Origin of the sequence: Jeotgalibaca dankookensis (assembly GCF_002005405.1) — a bacterium.
GTDB lineage: Bacteria > Bacillota > Bacilli > Lactobacillales > Aerococcaceae > Jeotgalibaca > Jeotgalibaca dankookensis.
Genome location: NZ_CP019728.1, coordinates 293,488 through 312,154, shown reverse-complemented (window position 1 = coordinate 312,154; position 18,667 = coordinate 293,488). Strand labels below are relative to the sequence as shown.

Below are 18,667 nucleotides of genomic sequence, written 5' to 3'. Positions count from 1 at the left end.
GCATTTTCTCCTTATAAAACAGGACCTGAGTTTTTCTCAGGTCACTGATTTTTATTTTAAAGCTTTTTCTACTTGGTCTGTAAGGGTTAGCACCTCATCAAAAAGTTGTACGTTGAGTGGTTGACCTTCTTCTAATTTTAAAGAAACACCTTGCGCATCCACATGGACTGCTAATAAACGTCCTCGGAAGTTAATCTTAAAATCATAAGCTTGCCACTGGTTTGGTAAGAAAGGTTTGAAAATAGGAATCCCGTCCACCACTCGCATGCCAGCAAATCCCTGCACAATTGCTAACCAAGCACCACTCATTGAAGTGATATGCAATCCGTCTTCGGTATCATTATTGTAGTTATCCAAGTCTAACCGTGCCGTACGCGAATAGAGTTCAACAGCTTTTTCTTCACGGCCTAATTCCGCTGCTAAAATCGCATGGATACTGGGCGATAACGAAGACTCATGAACAGTCATTGGTTCATAAAAAGCAAAGTTCTTTTCCTTCTCTTCCATAGAGAAACGGTCATTGAGAAAATAAATGCTTTGTAGTACATCTGCTTGTTTAATAAAGGGCGAACGTAATACTTTATCCCACGACCAATTTTGGTTGAGCGGGAGGTCAGCCGGATCTAAAGCGCTAACCGGACGTAAATCTTTGTCTAAAAAGGTATCGTGCTGAACATAAATTCCCAGCTCTTCGTCATATGGGTAATACATATTATCTTTGATTTCTTGCCATTTTGCTTCTTCTTGCTCGGTCAATTTTAGCTCTTGACGTTTTTCTTCAGAGAGTTTCGCTATAGTTTCTAAAGTATATTCAAGGGTCCACACTGCCATACGATTGGTATGGAAATTATTATTAACGTTGTTTTCATATTCATTAGGACCTGTTACGCCATGCAACATATACTTACCAGCACGCTCAGAAAAATGTACACGGTCCGCCCAAAAACGTGAAATCGCAACTAAGACATCTGCACCATCACCTAAGCGGTAACGATCGTCTCCTGTGTAATTTGTATAATTATAAATGGCGTAAGCAATTGCCGCATTTCGGTGAATTTCTTCAAAGGTAATTTCCCATTCGTTATGACATTCAATCCCTGTAAAAGTAACCATCGGGTATAAAGCGCCTTTTAATCCTTGTTTATCCGCATTAATAAAGGCATTGCCCAATTGATTATGACGATATTTCAAAAAGTTTAAGGAAACATCAGAATCAGCAACCGATAAGTACATTGGTAAAATAAATGCTTCAGTATCCCAATAAGTAGCCCCACCGTATTTTTCACCAGTGAATCCTTTTGGTCCTACGTTTAAACGTTCATCTTCGCCATAGTAAGTCGAGAACAAACCGTACAAGTTAAAACGAAGTCCTTGTTGGGCTTCATCATCTCCAACGATTTTGACATCTGATTTTTGCCAGCGCAAATCCCAAGCAGCAATGTTTTCTTGAAGTAATGCTTCAAATCCTTTATCGAGCGCTTGCGTCACCAATGAAACGCCTGTCTCTACTTGGTTATCGGGTTCCACATCGCGACTTGTTACCATAGCAACAAATTTATTTAGCACAACTTTGTTTCCTTCGGCGACTTTTCCGCTGTAAGTTTCGGTTACTTGCATGTTTGCCAGTTCTGTATCGGTCAAAGTAAGACCGGTTACATCATTTCTCATCACACCGGTCACTGTAAATTGCTCAATACCAAAATTATTAGGAATCGTTTGAACTGTCACACTTGCTGGTGCCAGATTTTCAGCAATACGATTCCAGAACATCTCATCGTAATTGGCATCTTCATTATGAACCCGATTATCTAAACCGGGTCTTAAAGTTATTTCTGGGTTCCCTTTGAGGACTTCAGCCGAAACTTGTATCGCGGCAATTTCTTCTTGAACTAAGCTTAAAAAGCGTTTAAAACCAAAGCGAATGGCTACATCATTACTGTTATTTGTCCAGACAAACTGACGACTCAAGACACCTGTTTTCATATCAGATTCTAAGTAAAAATCACTAAAGGAATCTTTAGCTAGATCAATCGCATGCCCGTCTACTTCGATTTCGACTTTGATAATATTCATGGCATTGATAACTTTCCCAAAGTAATCCGGGTACCCAATTTTCCACCAACCTACGCGCGTCTTATCAGGGTACCAAATTCCAGCCAAGTAAGTTCCTTCATGTGTATCGCCAGAATACCCTTCTTCAAAATTCCCTCGCATACCCATATAACCATTTCCGATTGCTGTTAAACTTTCTTGGAGCCGTTTATCTTCTGCTTTAAAGTTCGTTGTTTTTAATTTCCAAGGATCAATATCAAATAATCGTTTCATCATCGCTTACTCCTTCACTATTAAATTATAAATTTAGCTAAATATAATTGGTTCTCCTCTTGTTTGGAGGTGACCATGCTCAATGACATAAAATTCTTGATCGAGTTGATTTTGATAACGACCATCTGGGATAGTGACTTCAACGTTATGATGGCGCCCATCGAGATTAAAGATACCGTGAATGGTTTTTCCATCCTCTTTATAAGAACCAATCACAACGTCTTGTCCTTCATGTGCATAAAGATGGTAAGCACCTTGGCGAAAAGCTAGGTCACCTTTAATGTCATAAAGCTTCTTCATTAAAGGTGCTAAGTCCATATCGGTCTCTTCCCAATTTATCGGATCAACATTAAATAAATCTGGAAGATGCGCAATCCCTTTTTCTTGCCCACCATACAAGAGCGTGGTTCCTTTTTGGAAATACAAGAACCCTACCCAATTACGAACCGCTTGTGGGTCACTCACGCGCGAACGAAAGCGAGGGTGATCATGATTTTCTAGGAAACGCAGTTTCACATAATTGGTCGCGTAAATCCCATCTTGGAACATTAAAATTCCCAAATAAGCTTTCAAAGAAATTTCATCGTTTAAATAAGCTGAGTAGAAATCTTCCACATCATAATCATAGGTAATATCAAAAGCTTCAAAAACCTCGTTATCAGATAGCCCGATATTTTTATTGTCACGGTGTTCTCTTAAGAAATGCGGGTGAACAGATTCAGCTAACCACAAGGTATCTGGATTCACTTCAGCTACTTCTTGGCGTGCACGTAACCAAAAATCAATTGGCAAAAGACTAGCTACATCGCAACGGAAACCGTCAACAATTTTTGCCCACATTTTTAAAGTTTCAATCTGATAATCCCATAAGTCTTGGTGCTGATAATCTAAATCGACAATATCGTACCAATCGCCCACTTTATTTCCCATTTGACCATCTGGGCGACGGTAAAACCATTCCGGATGTTCTTTAACAAGAACTGAATCTGGCGAGGTATGGTTGTAAACCACATCAATGATGCATTTCATACCTGTTTGGTGAATGGCATCAACAAGTTTTTTAAAGGATGCTTCGTCACCATATTCAGGATTAATAGCACGATAATCCCGAATCGCATAAGGACTTCCGGCTTGACCTTTACGTTTCTCTTCTCCTATTGGATGAATCGGCATCAACCAAATGATATCGACCCCTAGTGCTTTTATACGGGGAAGATCTGGAATAATTGCTTCAAAAGTTCCTTCAACTGTATGATTACGGACGTAAATACTATACATCACTTGGTTTCGTAATGAAATATCGGTTGTTTTTGCCACTTTACATTCCTCCTATTCGTAGTCTGTTAATAAGACAACTGCTGCATAAGCGCCGAGACGAACCGTATTACCTCCATTGATTAAACGTACTCCTTCATTTTCAAGAATCGGACGACGATATCCGTGATCAGGTTCGTGAGGTAAGTCATAATACTGCATGTCTTCTGTTACATTGCAAATCACTGTTGCGACTTTATTTCTTAAAATACGTTTATAGGCATAAAAGTTATCATCGGTTGGTAATAGGTGATAATCGCCATAAATAAATAATTCAGTTCGTTTTAAATCGAGAATTTTTTTGTAATGGATGAGGATACTTTCTGAATCCATCATTTGCGCTTTGACATTATATTTTTCCTCTACGTTGACACCACTCCAAGGTTCCACAGATGAAAAGCCAGCAAATTCACTGTCGTTCCACTGCATCCCGCCACGTGATGCGTCTTTAGAAGTTTGGCGCAAATTGTGAAGAACCCATTCTCTAGTATAACCAAGATCAAGCGCTTTTTTATAAAAACTTTTTGCTTCTGGGGCGTTAAAGTCTTCTATGTCATCAATTTCAAGGTTTTTCATACCGATTTCTTCACCGTTATAAATAACTGGAATTCCTTTTTGCAGATACATTAAAGTCGCAAGCATTTTAGCAGAATTATCTCGGAAAACGTGATCGTCACCAATTCGTGTAACCACCCGGCCCATATCATGGTTACTCCAATATAAAGTTGGTCCCCCGACGTCAGACATAGCACGTTGCCATTGATCCATATTGTGTTTAAAAGCCCCATATAATAGGTTAGTATCTTGTAAATTACTGTTCAAACGTTTGTCTTTTGTACTGTCGTCCATAGTAAAGTAACGGAAAGTGATAACAGAGTTACAACCACCCTCGTCTGGATCGCAATATGTTCGGGCAAGTTCAACATTAGCAGAAGCGGCTTCTCCGAGAATATAAATATCGGGGAAATGTTCGCGCAAAGTTGTGGTAAATCGTTTCATATATTGATTAACTTTAGGAAGATTTGCAAAATATTCTTCGGCTACATCCATTTCACCAACTGGTAAATCTAAATCTGGGTAGCCTTCCTCTTTAGCAATATGAATAAAGGCATCCACTCGAAAGCCATCAATTCCTTTATCTAACCAGAACAAGGAAACATCTTCTAAAGCACGGTGTACCTCGGGATTTTCCCAGTTAAGGTCTGGCATTTCTGGTGCGAACAAATGGAAATAATATTGGTCATCTTCTTGTGGACCACGCTCCCATACAGACGTTCCAAAAAAACCTTCCCAGTTGTTGGGTGCATCTTGACCATTATTTTTCCCGTCCCTCCAAATATAATAATCGCGGTAAGGATTATCTGGTCCTTTAGAAGCTTCTTTAAACCAAGGATGTTGGTTAGATGTATGATTTAAAATAAGATCAAAAATAATTTTAATGCCACGGTTATGGGCTTCTTCGATTAACTCTTCTACATCTTCCATCGTTCCAAAATGTGGATCAATGGCCATATAATCCGAAACATCGTAGCCATTATCTATTTTAGGGGATGCGAAAATGGGATTAATCCACAGCATATTCACTCCTAAGCTTTGGATATAATCAAGGCGACGAATGATGCCTTGAATATCACCGATGCCATCATAGTTACTATCTTGAAAACTCATTGGGTATACTTGGTAGAGAATTGTTTTGTGCCACCAAGGAATTTCTTGTTCCATTGTGTGACCTCCTTTTATATTTTTGTCTACTCTCATGCTACTCTGAAAACGGACTCAAATCAATGTGTTACCGATATCATTTTGAGTTATTTGACATAAACTTGTTATAATAGAAGAAAAGTACAAAAGGAGAAGTTAATGACAAAAACAATTGGATTTATAGGATTGGGTAATATGGGACAAGCAATTTTAAAAGGGATGTTAACAAACGGCTTCACGACAGCAAATCAGGTTATTGTATCGCGCCGAAATCCCGAAGCGCTCGTTCAAATTGAAGAAAAATTTGGAGTCGAAACTACGACAGATAATCGCGTTGTCGCTAAACAAGCTGACCTTTTAATTTTAGCCGTTAAACCAAATATATACGTTTCAATTATGCAAGAGATTCGTGATTATGTAAAAGATGATGTGATTATAGTTCATATTGCGGCTGGTATTTCAATCGCAACGATTGAAACAGCATTTGCCCGTCCAATCAAAGTTGCTCGAGCGATGCCCAATACGCCAGCTATGGTGGGGCAAGCGATGACCGGACTTTGCTTTAACGATGCTTTAAATGCAGATGATAAAAAGATGGTGGCTGATTTATTTGCTTCTTTAGGAAAGGTAGAAATAATTGATGAAACCTTAATCGACGCTGTCATTGGAGTTAGTGGATCCTCGCCAGCAATTTTATACATGGTTATTGAAGCCGTGGCCGATGGAGCAGTTAAAGCGGGTATGCCACGCCAGCAAGCCTATCAATTTGCAGCACAAGCCATGTTGGGTTCAGCTAAAATGGTTTTAGAAACAGGTGAGCATCCTGGTCAATTAAAAGATGCCGTTTGTTCTCCAGGTGGGACTACTATTGAGATGGTCACAAAAGCAGAAGAAAAAGGATTGCGTGCCTCTATCTTAGCTTCAGTTGACGCCGCTATTACTAAATCTATTCAATTAACGCAAAAATAATTGGCCTATTAGTTAGAGTTCATCACTAGTGAAGCCAATCTTACTTCTTATGATGATATTTTGCTTTATTTCATCATAAAAAACTTTTTTAAGGGAGCTAGTGATGAAAACACTAACTTTTTCATCACTAGCACTTATGAATTTGTATACTTTGATGAAAAAAGAAAATAAGCCATGAGAATTATAATCTCATGGCTTATTTTGTGCTTTCTCGAATAATGAGCTGGGTATCTAATTCAATACTCTTAATTACTTGGTCTGGATGTTGGATTTTATTAATAATTAAGTCTGCACAATGCTCTCCCATTTGGCGGACTTCTTGTTTGACAGTGGTTAATTTGGGCTCAGCTACTTGATCTAACAATACGCCGTCAAACCCGATAACACCATAATCGTGAGGGACCGAATAACCGCCTTGAAAAATACCGCGTTCGACTCCTAGAGCTAATCGATCGGAGCTACATATAAAGCAAGTATTCTGAGGATAGCGGTTAATGTGAGTATGGAAATAATCTTTTGTTTGCGTTGAATAATTTTCAAAACGCAATATTTCTGTTTCCATCCCCGCTTGTTGCATCGTTTCAATGTAACCATTTTCCCGTGATTGTTCAAAGGGCGCTTCCACATCTATGCCAACGAAAACAATCTTTTGATAGCCTCGGTCAATAGCATAGGTTGTTGCTTTAGCGGTACCGCCAAAATTATCCGAATCAACATACGTAAAGCCGTAGGTGTTTTCACCAAATAAAACGACTGGCTTTTTGAGTTCTTTTATAAAAGAGTAATCTCCTTCACGCATTCCCATAATAATGAAGCCATCACATTCTGTTTGATTGACACTGGTTTGTGTTACTAATTGGAGTGCATAATGTTTCTTGTCCAAACCACTCGCAATCCCAATCAATAAATTCATATAGTAAGGTTCGGTTGTATCCAATTCTTCTAAAACCATCACCTTTACAATCAGTGTTCGATTTTGTGCCAGAGCCTTAGCAACGTTATTGGGGCGATAATCGAGCTCTTTCATAGCTTTAAAGACTAACTCGCGTAATTCTTCGGTTACTTGTTCTGGATGATTGATTACCCGCGAAACAGTCATTTTAGAGACATTGGCTAATTTAGCAACATCAGTTAAAGTTGGCATGCGTTTCCTCCATCTATTATTTCTCTTATTATACATAAAAAAATAACCTTTTCCTATTTAGGAAAGGGCTATTTTTCTAGCTCCTGACAATCAGGACAAATCCCATAGACTTCCATACGATGACTAGTCACTTCAAAACCAATTAAATCTTCAGCAACAGATTCCACGTCATCTAAAACGGGATAATATAAGTCGGTTACCGCACCACATTTTTCACAAATGGCATGATAATGATGGGTATTAGTGAAATCATAACGACTCGATGCATCACCATACGTCAGCTCCTTAACGAAACCAATTTTGGCAAATAAATGTAAATTATTATAGACTGTTGCGGCACTCATATTCGGGAATTGGGGTGATAAGGCTCTATATATTTCATCAGCAGTAGGATGGCTTTGACTTTCTACCATATATTCTAAGATTGCTTTCCTTTGTGGGGTCAGTCGAATTTTACTTTGTCGCAATTTGTTAATAGAATCAGTTACCATTGGATGTGTCATGCTGCCACCCTCTTTCTTTAAGTTTTGCTTATAGGCTGGTTCTGTTTTTATTATAGCAAATTTTTTGGGAAAAACCATCTCTTAAGACTTACGTTGCCATTGATGGGTTAGTCATCTATAATAAGATTATCATTAGAATGCAATAAAAACCAAAAAATCATTTTGGAGATGAACACATATGAAACTAGGAGCCCGTGCATTTAAGACCGGACTTTCTATTACCTTATCCATTCTGCTTGCTCAACTTATTTACTCAGATGCTGGCGTCATTGCTGGCATTTCCGCCGTCCCCTCTACTCAGCCATCCGTTAGAAAATCTTACATTACGATGCGAAATCGAATGGTAGCCAATACAATTGGTGGGGTACTCGCAACCTTAATTGTGTGGGCAGTTGGTAATAGCGTTATTATTATCGGCTTTACAGCTATTTTGTTAATTGCAATTTTAAATTACTTGCATTTGAGCGATGTGATTACTATGTCGGTTATGACACTTATCATTATTATGCTCAATCCTAGTGACACCCTTTTTCTAGTGACTGCGATAAGAATTTTAGAAACCTTCATCGGTGTTATTATTGCGTTTTTAGTCAACACTTACATCTATCCCCCTCAATATGGGGAAAAGCTTTACCATCTTATTGATTACACTAATAGCGAATTTCTAGTTCGAATTCGTTCAAGTTTAAGAAAAAATACCGAGTTTTCTATTATGAGCGATGATCTTAAATGGTCGCGGACACAGTTAGCTCGAATCGATTATTTCTTTAAACTGCTCAAAGAAAGTAAGCTTCCCTTTACGCGCTACAAATATGATGAACTAAAACAATTAGCCATATATCGTCGGATGATTTATACAACTCGCGCTGCCTTCAAAGTCCTCACGGTTATGCACGAATATGAAAATAGCTTTTTCAATTTCCCAACTGAAATGCGTGCCAGTATTCGTGAACGGATGGAAGCTTTAATGTCGGGTCACGAACAAATTATGCTTAAATTCAGTGGCCGCGTTGCGCCGGATCAAGTTCGTTTTTTTGTCGCTAATCGCTCGGAACGAAAAATTATATTAGATAGTTTCTTCAATCATGCTCAAGAACAGAGTAATCTAGCCGATTTTGTTCACCAAAAAGGGTATAGTGGCATCCATTTGATGAGTGCCATTTTAGAATACGAAGATGAATTAATTAAACTTAACAAGTTAGTGACCAACTTCAGAAATCAAAATAAAAAATACCATATCTCTCAAATTGATGATTTTTAAGAAAAACTTCCTGAGCACCTGTCCAGGAAGTTTTTTTGTTTTTTAATTTAATACAAATTTTTCAATTGCATGAGCAACACCATCTTCAATATTAGACAGGGTTAGTTCATCAGCAATACTTTTTAGGCGTTCAGTTCCATTCGCCATTACCACACCTAAACCCGCTGCTTCAATCATCTCATAATCATTGTTACCATCGCCGATTGCCATCACTTCTTCTCGTTCAAATCCTAGGTCTTGCGCTAATTGCTTCAAGGCAGTGCCTTTATCTATACCTTTTGCAGCTATTTCTAAAAGATAAACTTGGCTGCGCACGACTGAATAATTTTCGCGCATCGCTTCTGGTATGCCTGCTTCTAATTCATCCAAATCATTTGGTTCTCCGAAAAAGACTGCTTTAACATAACGGCTATTTAACTGCTCGAAAGTTTTTACATCTACAGCCATGCTGATGATTTTTCCTTCCGCAATCAAAGCAGGTTCAAGTTCTACATCTTCTTCTGGTTCTACGATTAAATTGAAATCTTCTTCATTCATGACCAAGAATAGTGGTTTGAATTTTTTACTTAATTTATACCATTCTTTTATACCAGCTAATTCCATTGGCCATTCTTCAATAATTTCTCGTGTATCGGTGCGCGTAATGACAGCCCCATTTTGAGAGATCACAAAATCTTCTTCTTTTTCCATTCCCAGCTCTTCTACATAAGGCAGAATTCCGGTTATAGGCCGACCGGTACACAATACAATTTTTGTTCCTTGCTTCATTGCTTTTTGAAGCGTCGCTTTGACCTTTTCGCTCATAATTTTTTCTTCATTTACTAACGTTCCATCTATATCGATTGCTACTAACTTGATCACATAGACACCTCTTTCTGAATATTACTTTCATTGTACCAAACTACTTCTTTTTGTGAAGGATAGTGGTCGAAAAGCCCTCTACTTTAACATCATTGGTATCAATCCACATCCGGGGGTTTTCCATATTCACAAATCCATCATGAACAAGCAATTCGAAGTCCCCTTCATGGATAGAAAAGTAGCGTGGATCTCCATTTCCGTTGAAAAACACATAGTATAAATCCGTTTCATTCTCTAATTGCCAGAATATTTCATAATATTCTGCTTTAAGAATTTCCATGTGTTTCGCAATTTCTTGGGTGGTTTGCATCCGAAAGAGCGGTTCAGATTGGCGCAGTGCAATCAGTCCTTTTAAATAATCGACTTCTTTTAATTTTTCATCTCGACGATTCCAATCCACTTGGTTAATAGCATCAGAAGACCGATACGTATTATCCAGTCCTTGTTTGGTTCGTAAAAACTCTTGTCCTGAGTGAATAAAAGGAATTCCCTGCGACAAGAGAGCCAAACTTGATGCTAACCGATGCCGCCGACTACGGGTACGATCATCATCATGAGGCATATTAATGACTAATTTATCGTAAAGGGTATGATTGTCATGGGCTTCAACATATTGCACCATTTGATTGGGTTGTTTATAACCAGCGATATCACTCGGATAATAAAGTCCACCTTGTTGGTTAATTGCAATCCATTGTTCCATATAAGGTTTACCAGTAATAAATCCTGGATCAAAACCACCACCCATGTCGCCACCTTTAATAGCCGTTCGCATGGCATCATTAAAGTGAGCAATCCGTGGCATTTTGTCTGCATTTTTGCTGGATGCTCGTTGGTCTTCTGGTAGCGATGTATTCAAATTCCAGCCTTCTCCTAAAACAATAATCGATGGATCGATTTCATCTAACATATGACGAATATCATTCATAGTATCGATGTCATGGATGCCCATTAAATCAAAGCGAAACCCATCTAGTTTATACTCTTCAGTCCAATAGCGAATGCTATCTAAAATATATTTGTGGACCATTGCACGTTCTGACGCTGTATCATTACCAACACCCGTCCCATCTGACATACGGCCGTCTTCTAAGCGTCGGTAGAAATATCCAGGAGCTGCAAGCTCAAAAGGATGGGTTAGGGTATCATAAACATGATTATAAACCACATCCATAATGACTCTAATTCCAGCATCATGTAAGCCCTGAATCATCTGTTTCATCTCATTTATACGTACTTTCGGTTTTCTAGCATCTGTTGCAAATGAACCTTCTGGAACATTATAGTTTTGTGGGTCATATCCCCAATTATAAGCATCGGTCGGATTCTCTTCATTAACAGTTTCAAAGTCATACATAGGCATGATTTGCACATGCGTCACACCTAATTCTTTTAAATAATCAATACCGGTCGCTTTTCCAAGTGGTGATTTGGTCTTTTCTTCAACCATTCCTAAATATTTCCCGCGATGCCTGACTCCACTTGACTCTGCCATAGTAAAGTCACGAATATTTGTTTCATAAATAACCGCATCAGTCGATGCGGTGAAAGGAGGCATCCTCTCGCCCCAATTATCAGGATTGGTTGTTTCTAAATCAACGACAACTGATCGTTGCCCATTGCTAGTAGCTGCTACAGCATATGGATCGACAATTTCCGCATAATGTCCGTTTGGATAATAGAGGCCATATTTATACGCAACTTCATCTAAGTTTTGAAAAACTTCTATTTCAAAAGTACCTGGACTTACTTCTATCATCATTATTTTTTCAGCTTGGTCTTCATATAATTTTTTAAAAAGAATAAGTTCTACTTCTTGGGCAGCTGGTGCCCATAGCCGAAAAAGAGTTGCTTGAGAATGATAAATAAACCCAAGTTTTTCTTGGGTAGCATAGCGTTGGTCAAATTCTGGGGTAATATCCAAAAGACCAGTATTAAAATTGTAAGGGTGCTCCTTGTTCGCGTGAATAGGTGATAAACTTACTTCAACTTGCATAGGGATTCATCCTTTTTTGTTTTTTTATATATCTTTTCCTAAAACTTTATTTACAATTACATTATACTTTAAAAACGCTTACAATTATATAGTTTTGACTCAATTGAATAAATTTAAAAAAGCACGAGAATCAGAAACCAGATTCTCGTACTTTTATCGTTTTCGTATAACTAATATGATTCCCAATCAGGCTCCAGTGGTGGTGGTGGCGGAACCGGATTTGTAGGTTCCACCGGCTCTTCCGGTACGACTGGATTACTTGGTTGAACTGGTGGTACTGGCTTAACTGGTTCAGGTTCAGGTTTTGGATCTGGCTTGGATTCTGGTTGTGGTTGTGGTGCTGGAACGCTTGCCGGTGGTGTCCAGGTATCTTCTTCATAATCATCTGACACCTCTGGTTCCCACGTTTCAACTTGCGGTTGTTCAATCCACTCTTCTTCAACTTCAACGCTTTCCTCTTCTTGGTAAGCCGGTTCTTCTACTGGAGGAAGATATTCCATTTCAGGAACTATTACTTCTTCGCTTTCTGATTCTGGTTCGGGTAGCACTTCGGACTCTACTTCCACTTCATCCGGATAAACTTCAATGACAATGTCAACTTCAGCGGGTTCACCGTTTAAAATATAAGCAGTTCGTGTATCGATTTTTAACTCTTTAATATTCGTAAGAATAAGATTTTTAAATAATTCCACTGTTTCTGGTTTAAGTATGCCACTTTCGTCGTAAAGACTGGACACTTCCGCTTTTTTAACTTGTAACTGTTCGATTATTTGGTCATGAACATTAAATACTGGAATCTTGTATTCCAAGCTTAAGTCCATCAATTCCTTGATACCTTCTTGATAGATCGATTCATCTTCTTCTGCTTCGGAAGGTTCAGGTATTTGTGTTACCAAAACAATCAAAGCTTCAGGAAGGGAATCTTTCATACTGGCATAGGTAGCGAAAATTTCGTCTATTTCATTATCAGTATTTGCGAGCTTGGTATGATAAAAAACAACGTCCGGTTTCAAAGCTACCAAACTTTCTACTGCAGAACTATTTTCGTTCTCAGAATCTATAGTACTGACATAATGTGTCTCCATTTCAGTAAAGGCACGTTCTTTGGCTAGTTGCGTCATATTATCAACTGCCCACTTAGCATCTTCTTCAATCTGCCCATAAAAAGCCACATTGGTGTCGCCTTTTGCGTATTTAACATATTGCAAGAAGTCAGCTACGGTATTTTCTTCACGCTTATCATCAAAAGCGGCTAGAAATTTGGCACGTTTCTTCTTTTCTTGTTTCAATTGACGTTCTTCAAAAAGTTCGGTTTGATTAACTTCTTCATAATCGCTTTTACCCAGTGCTAGTCTTTGTTCCCCACGGTAACGCAATCCTGCCACAATCACAAACAGAGTGAGTATACCAAGAAAGATTACAATCGCTATTTCTTTTTTCTTCAATTAATCTCGCTCCTAATTAACAATATCACTACCTTCCTATAATAATACAACTTCTCCCCTTTTGCACGGTTATTTCTGACAATACAAAAAGAAACAACCTCTTCAAAAAGCACAGAGGTTGTTTCTTTATGTATTCATCACTTGTTATGGTTCTGATACGACAGCTGACGATATCTTTCATACCATAAGTCAACGTATTCTTTTGAAAAGGGACCTTTTTCTTCGTTAATCCACTCCACCAAAATTTTAACGTTTTCTTTGAGAATGTGGTCAATCTCTTTTGGATATTTCATACGAGCACGGTGTAATTCATACTCATCCACATCCAACAGGCGTTTTTCACCATCTGGAAAAACCTTGATATCCAAGTCATAGTCGATGTATTTTAAAGCTTCATCGTCTATCACATATGGAGATGCGAGGTTACAGTAATAAGAAACACCTTTTTGACGAATCATCGTTACGATATTAAACCAGTAATGCTTATGATAATAGAGCAAGGCTGGTTCACGTGTCATCCATCGACGGCCATCTGACTCCGTCACGAGTGTATGATCATTACATCCAATGATTGATTGATCGCTTGTTTTTAATACCATAGTATCACGCCAAGTACGATGCAGGCTGCCGTCATGCTTATAACTCTTAATAGTGATGAATTCTCCTTCTTTTGGATGGTGCATCACGGGCCCAACTTTCTATATCTATGTGGGTCAAAATACAGACGTATTCGACCAAAATTTCAATACAAAAATAGTATAACATAATTAAAATTCTTGTCATATAGATTCAAAGGCTTTTATATTTTTTCTCATCGTATTTGCGCACAATTTCCCACATTTTTTGTTGCGGCACCGCAAACGCATAGTCCGCAAACTCTTCTTCTAAAACCCATTTCATATTTTCTTCTGGTGTAAAATTTGTTTCGTCTTCTAGTAAGTGCACCGTTACTTGCCATCTACGATGACTAAAAACATGCTTAAAAGAACCAATTTTATTTTCTTCTGTTACCGTATCGACTAAAGGAAAAGTCCAAAAGTCACCCAGTAACCCACCAGTCGGGCGTTTCTCCATTAAATAAGCATCACCTTGACGAACGACCAGACCATGCAAATCGATGGGAACTGGCTTCTTAGCTTTACTTTTAAAAGGGTAAAGCGCCATGGTCCCATTTTTATAAGCAGCGTTAAATTCACGAATGGGGCTCTCCTCAGGTCGTGGGTTAACGGGGCCACAAATATCCGTTCCCAAATCCATAATAGCTTGGTTGAAATCACCAGGACGGTCAGGATCAATAACAATCCGGACCAGAAGTTCAAATAGTTTTCGCGTAGCCGGTTTAGCGATGTCTTCGCCTATTTCAAACAGGCGACTGAAAACGCGCATAACGTTCCCATCTACCGCAGGTTCAGGTAAGCCAAAAGCCATCGATGCAATTGCGCCTGAGGTATAAGGACCAATACCTTTTAACTGGATGATGTCCTCCGGTTTATCTGGAAAAACGCCATTATACTCAGTCATAATTTGTTGCGCAGCTACCTGCATATTCCGGACACGCGAGTAGTACCCCAACCCTTCCCATGCCTTTAACAATACTTCCTCATCTGCTTCAGCTAATGCTTGTACCGATGGAAAGAGCGAGACAAACCTTAAAAAATAAGGAATGACCGTTTTAACTTGCGTTTGCTGTAACATAATTTCAGACACCCAAATCCGATACGGGTCTTTATTGAGTCGCCATGGCAGATGGTCACGTCCTTCTTGATCATACCAATCCAAGAGGGCTTTACGAAAGGCGATAATTTTTTCATCTGACCACATTTCAATCCCATATTTTTCTAACAAGTGTTCTTTATTCGTCATTAGTTATCTTTTCCTCTACATAAGCATTTATTAATTCTCCAGGGAAACCTTTTTGAAAAAGACTTGCCTTTACCTTTTGATGCAAGGCACGCCCTTCTGCTTTACGCGCATGACGTCGCCAAATTTTGTCACCTTCTGAGCGTAAAGCATCCATCTCGTCTTCTTCGCTCTTTTCAGTATCTAAATCTTCAAAAACACGATTAATTAAATCGCGGTCAAAACCTTTTTGTTGCAAGAACAAACGGACCTTTTGTCCAGACTCGCGCGAAGAACGACGACTCTGCTTACGCAAGGTTTTTTCGGCTAGAAAAACGGCATTTTCAAACTGGGTCTCTTCTGGATATTGTTCCAGAGATAGAATAATCGTTTCCTCATCCAATCCTTTACGCTTAAGCTCTTGAGCAATAACGCCTGGTCCTTTACGATTAATATTCGCTGCGGTTCGCGTATAACTTTCACCATAAATACGATCATCTAAATATTTCTGATCACGTAAACGCTGAATGGTTGGTTCGATATAAGCAGGGGAAATTTCAATATCCCACAATTTATCGCGGACTTCCTTTTCACTTCGTAAACCATAAGATAAATAATCTACGGCAACGGTATAAGCCATATAGGCATTGTTTTCTTTTTCAATTTCTTCGCGACGTTCTGGCGTTAACTCTAGCCCTTTAAATAAGCCAAGCTTAATTAAAACAGCTTCAGAAACAGGAAAGGCATATTCACCATCAACGAAAATATTAAAGCGGTCTTTACGCTTTTTTTGGGCTGTAATTTTTGTAATTTCCATTACCGACTCTCCTCACGGGTTCTATTATACCAAAAAAGGAAACCCGATAACGGATTTCCGATTTTTTTACTGATTTTTAGTTTCGCCACCAAAAGGATCTTTAGAAACTTTATCCACATCTGGATACTCGATTTCGTCATGTTGTATTTCATCCATCACGACTTCTGTTTCAGGATGGAGGTCTTCATTTTTTTCCTCTCTAGCGGAATCAATCTTTTTTCCACCAGCAGCTTCTGCTACTAAAGAATGTGCGGATAAGTCACCTGGATTGTCATCTGAATCGGTCCAATCCGGCTCAACTTTTTTAGGATTTTCATTTTCTTCTTTAATAATCCCATCCCGCACCATAAAGTCAGCATGCTGGGTCGTGTCTGCAGGTGGTGCTGTGTCTAGAAGAAGTAAATATTCGTCATCATCTAAAGCTTGCACAAAACGTTCGTAAGTATCTTCGTCGATGCCATAATCTTCAAATACTTCCTCTTCATCAACTGTTTCTGCTTCTTCATTATCATCTAGATTAACGGTGAAAAAGGAGACAATTTTGTCCCAAAGCGATTCGTCACTCGTAATCACCACACGGACATCTGTTTTTTCCGTTAAACTAGCCTCCAAGTTGCTTCTTGTAATGACTAATAATTGAGATGCTTGATAGCCTTCTGCTTTTAAATCCTCAATATTATTAACTAAATTATTATAATCTTTAAAGGTACCTTCTATTCGTCTATTCATAACCGTCACCTCTCCTGAACTTATTTCTATACTCATTTTAGGTTAGTAACAGCTTTTTAACAAGAAATAACCCTTTAAGATAAGAAAAGTTCATCTAACTCTTCTAGATAAGGGCTCTTCTTCAGGTTTCCTTTGTCTTTCTTCCATTCACGATAAGTAATACCCATCATTTGTTCAACTAAATCTAAGCTGTTAATCTGTGGGAGTGCTGATAATTTCTCCATACGCCGATGCAGAATATTTTGTGTCAAACGCTTTTCTCCTTGAATGAGCGATATCCCGAAATCGTGCGCTGATTCTAGGAAACGCCGATGTTGAAAAGCATATAATTTAGCGGCTACATCGATTCGGTGGTCAAGTATTTTGGTTGGAATCGGGAAATCAAAATAGTGCCGATTGAAAAATTCAATACGTGTCTGTTGGCCATCTTTACTGATTTTTCGACAATCTATAGCATGGGCTAAACTAATCCAGGAAACATTTTGTTTACTAGGCCCATAAGTTGGCATAAAGGCTAGCTGCCCTTTTACATAAGGACACGAGTGGACCGGCTGACCACTATTGATTAAACGCATCAATTCACGCATTTGATCATAACTTATTCCAGAATGTTTAAACAAACGATTCATAAATTCACCAGATGGTTCATTCGTGCGAATCATACACCCATCTTCATAAAAAATAAGTGTCTCCTTATCAGAATTTGGATCAAACTCTTCAGGATTGATGACACAAATAATTTGTTCAAAATCAAGCGGTCCATCAGTAGTAGATTGACTATCTTGAATATATGCTTTTAAATCCAGCTTATTCTCGACTCGAAAGGGCTTAGGGTGCGATTGATAACCCTCTTTCCCCGCTTCTTCGTAAATAAAGTGGTGTGAATAATATGGGCTTTGATAGGTACTAATAATATCTGGCGGTTGATGACCGAAGAATTTATGAAATTCGTAATTTCCCTCCATAAATGACCTCCTTTTAGTGTTTTAACAATATTATATCCAGTTATTTCCGTTATGACAACGTTTTCTTTTTTACTTTTACAAAAAAATACAAGCGCTTTCCAAATCGATCGAATCGTTCCTTTTTAGCCATTTCAAGCGGTTTTTTTGCCATTTGTTTTTCTCTCCTAGCAATCTTTATAGTTATGGCGAACACCACTGAGGCCTCAGTAAGTTCATACTTTTAATGCGAGAGGAAAATAGCTTATGACCCTTACTGCTTTACTAGACCAATATCAAGGTGTTATTTATTCAGAATTAAAGAAAATGCATATCTACCCTGGTTCCCAAGATTATGATGATTATTTTCAATTAGCTTGTATTAAACTATTTGAAACTTATAAAACATGTAGTTGTGATGCGCTTCTGGAAGAAAATCGGTATCGTTTTGTTAATTATGCCAGTCAATCTATTCGTTGGGCTTTTTTAGATCAAAAACGACGAGATCGCCATTTAGGAGATCATGAGGAGCAAAGTGACGACATTGTCGTAGCCGTTGAAACAGGCTTTGAAGATGAGATTGCCTTCATAGAAAATTATCATCAGTTAATGGACCAACTAACCATAAAGGAACAACGCTTTCTTTATGACCGTTTTTATTTAAATTTAACTATGACTGACATAGCAAAAAAACATGGTGTTTCTCGTAAAACCATTCACCTTTGGCGACAAGGCCTCCAAGAAAAAGCACAATTTTTGAAAAAAGGGTAACACTTTTGAGAGTCAATTCGTTGTTATAAGTGTAGCCGCTACAAACTAACT

At 38.4% G+C, this 18,667-nt stretch carries 16 protein-coding genes; 3 read left to right on the top strand and 13 right to left on the bottom strand.

Going from position 1 to position 18,667, the window contains the following annotated elements:
* Positions 1–51 precede the first annotated feature (51 nt).
* Genes BW727_RS01470 through BW727_RS01460 form a run of 3 tightly spaced genes read right to left on the bottom strand, consistent with a single transcriptional unit; the run spans position 52 to position 5,361 of the window.
* Positions 52–2,328: a glycoside hydrolase family 65 protein gene (locus tag BW727_RS01470; protein ID WP_062468157.1), complete on the bottom strand. Its 2,277-nt coding sequence runs from the start codon at positions 2,326–2,328 to the stop codon at positions 52–54.
* Positions 2,329–2,358: 30 nt separating this feature from the next.
* Entirely contained in the window at positions 2,359–3,642 is a 1,284-nt protein-coding gene (locus BW727_RS01465) for an alpha-amylase family glycosyl hydrolase (RefSeq protein WP_062468155.1), read from the bottom strand.
* A 12-nt stretch (positions 3,643–3,654) separates the two neighbouring features.
* Positions 3,655–5,361, bottom strand: coding sequence for an alpha-glucosidase (locus BW727_RS01460; protein ID WP_149025706.1), 1,707 nt, complete (start codon positions 5,359–5,361; stop codon positions 3,655–3,657).
* Between the two features lie 138 nt (positions 5,362–5,499).
* Here BW727_RS01460 and proC point away from each other — a divergent pair, with 138 nt between their 5' ends.
* Positions 5,500–6,309 (top strand): pyrroline-5-carboxylate reductase, encoded by an 810-nt coding sequence (gene proC / locus BW727_RS01455; RefSeq protein ID WP_062468150.1) that lies wholly within the window; start codon positions 5,500–5,502, stop codon positions 6,307–6,309.
* Positions 6,310–6,505: 196 nt separating this feature from the next.
* Here the strand turns inward: proC and BW727_RS01450 are convergent, their stop codons facing one another.
* Entirely contained in the window at positions 6,506–7,453 is a 948-nt protein-coding gene (locus tag BW727_RS01450; RefSeq protein WP_062468148.1) for a LacI family DNA-binding transcriptional regulator, read from the bottom strand.
* A gap of 68 nt (positions 7,454–7,521) precedes the next feature.
* Complete coding sequence (locus BW727_RS01445; protein WP_062468147.1) at positions 7,522–7,956, bottom strand: Fur family transcriptional regulator; 435 nt, start codon at positions 7,954–7,956, stop codon at positions 7,522–7,524.
* Positions 7,957–8,134: 178 nt separating this feature from the next.
* Between BW727_RS01445 and BW727_RS01440 the strand changes: the two genes are divergently transcribed.
* Positions 8,135–9,217, top strand: coding sequence for an FUSC family protein (locus tag BW727_RS01440; RefSeq protein ID WP_062468146.1), 1,083 nt, complete (start codon positions 8,135–8,137; stop codon positions 9,215–9,217).
* A 42-nt stretch (positions 9,218–9,259) separates the two neighbouring features.
* Here the strand turns inward: BW727_RS01440 and BW727_RS01435 are convergent, their stop codons facing one another.
* The 8 genes from BW727_RS01435 to BW727_RS01400 form a co-directional block, all read right to left on the bottom strand.
* Entirely contained in the window at positions 9,260–10,078 is an 819-nt protein-coding gene (locus BW727_RS01435; RefSeq protein ID WP_062468144.1) for a Cof-type HAD-IIB family hydrolase, read from the bottom strand.
* Positions 10,079–10,118: 40 nt separating this feature from the next.
* A complete protein-coding gene (pulA, locus tag BW727_RS01430; RefSeq protein ID WP_062468142.1) occupies positions 10,119–12,074 on the bottom strand; it encodes a type I pullulanase in 1,956 nt (651 codons plus the stop codon).
* Between the two features lie 170 nt (positions 12,075–12,244).
* The gene (locus BW727_RS01425) at positions 12,245–13,519 is read right to left on the bottom strand and encodes a hypothetical protein (RefSeq protein WP_062468140.1); all 1,275 of its coding nucleotides are present in this window, start codon (positions 13,517–13,519) and stop codon (positions 12,245–12,247) included.
* Positions 13,520–13,656: 137 nt separating this feature from the next.
* Positions 13,657–14,202 (bottom strand): nucleoside tri-diphosphate phosphatase, encoded by a 546-nt coding sequence (gene ntdP / locus BW727_RS01420; RefSeq protein WP_062468138.1) that lies wholly within the window; start codon positions 14,200–14,202, stop codon positions 13,657–13,659.
* Positions 14,203–14,308: 106 nt separating this feature from the next.
* On the bottom strand, positions 14,309–15,382 hold the full coding sequence (gene mutY, locus BW727_RS01415) for an A/G-specific adenine glycosylase (RefSeq protein ID WP_062468137.1): 1,074 nt from the start codon (positions 15,380–15,382) through the stop codon (positions 14,309–14,311).
* Complete coding sequence (recX, locus tag BW727_RS01410) at positions 15,372–16,175, bottom strand: recombination regulator RecX (protein ID WP_062468136.1); 804 nt, start codon at positions 16,173–16,175, stop codon at positions 15,372–15,374. The genes mutY and recX overlap by 11 nt, the downstream gene beginning before the upstream one ends.
* A gap of 66 nt (positions 16,176–16,241) precedes the next feature.
* Complete coding sequence (locus BW727_RS01405) at positions 16,242–16,904, bottom strand: general stress protein (RefSeq protein ID WP_062468133.1); 663 nt, start codon at positions 16,902–16,904, stop codon at positions 16,242–16,244.
* 74 nt (positions 16,905–16,978) lie between these two features.
* A complete protein-coding gene (locus BW727_RS01400; protein WP_062468131.1) occupies positions 16,979–17,869 on the bottom strand; it encodes a competence protein ComK in 891 nt (296 codons plus the stop codon).
* Positions 17,870–18,112: 243 nt separating this feature from the next.
* On the opposite strand from BW727_RS01400, the gene BW727_RS01395 reads away from it, so the two are divergent.
* Positions 18,113–18,616, top strand: coding sequence for a sigma-70 family RNA polymerase sigma factor (locus tag BW727_RS01395; protein WP_062468129.1), 504 nt, complete (start codon positions 18,113–18,115; stop codon positions 18,614–18,616).
* Positions 18,617–18,667 lie beyond the last annotated feature (51 nt).

What these genes read in the sequence shown, in the direction of transcription:
- BW727_RS01470 (WP_062468157.1), bottom strand. Translation starts at nt 2,328, where the DNA reads ATGATGAAACGATTATTTGATATTGATCCTTGGAAATTAAAAACAACG.
- recX (WP_062468136.1), bottom strand. Translation starts at nt 16,175, where the DNA reads ATGGAAATTACAAAAATTACAGCCCAAAAAAAGCGTAAAGACCGCTTT.
- BW727_RS01460 (WP_149025706.1), bottom strand. Translation starts at nt 5,361, where the DNA reads ATGGAACAAGAAATTCCTTGGTGGCACAAAACAATTCTCTACCAAGTA.
- ntdP (WP_062468138.1), bottom strand. Translation starts at nt 14,202, where the DNA reads ATGCACCATCCAAAAGAAGGAGAATTCATCACTATTAAGAGTTATAAG.
- BW727_RS01405 (WP_062468133.1), bottom strand. Translation starts at nt 16,904, where the DNA reads ATGAATAGACGAATAGAAGGTACCTTTAAAGATTATAATAATTTAGTT.
- BW727_RS01395 (WP_062468129.1), top strand. Translation starts at nt 18,113, where the DNA reads ATGACCCTTACTGCTTTACTAGACCAATATCAAGGTGTTATTTATTCA.
- BW727_RS01440 (WP_062468146.1), top strand. Translation starts at nt 8,135, where the DNA reads ATGAAACTAGGAGCCCGTGCATTTAAGACCGGACTTTCTATTACCTTA.
- proC (WP_062468150.1), top strand. Translation starts at nt 5,500, where the DNA reads ATGACAAAAACAATTGGATTTATAGGATTGGGTAATATGGGACAAGCA.
- BW727_RS01445 (WP_062468147.1), bottom strand. Translation starts at nt 7,956, where the DNA reads ATGACACATCCAATGGTAACTGATTCTATTAACAAATTGCGACAAAGT.
- pulA (WP_062468142.1), bottom strand. Translation starts at nt 12,074, where the DNA reads ATGCAAGTTGAAGTAAGTTTATCACCTATTCACGCGAACAAGGAGCAC.
- mutY (WP_062468137.1), bottom strand. Translation starts at nt 15,382, where the DNA reads ATGACGAATAAAGAACACTTGTTAGAAAAATATGGGATTGAAATGTGG.
- BW727_RS01450 (WP_062468148.1), bottom strand. Translation starts at nt 7,453, where the DNA reads ATGCCAACTTTAACTGATGTTGCTAAATTAGCCAATGTCTCTAAAATG.
- BW727_RS01400 (WP_062468131.1), bottom strand. Translation starts at nt 17,869, where the DNA reads ATGGAGGGAAATTACGAATTTCATAAATTCTTCGGTCATCAACCGCCA.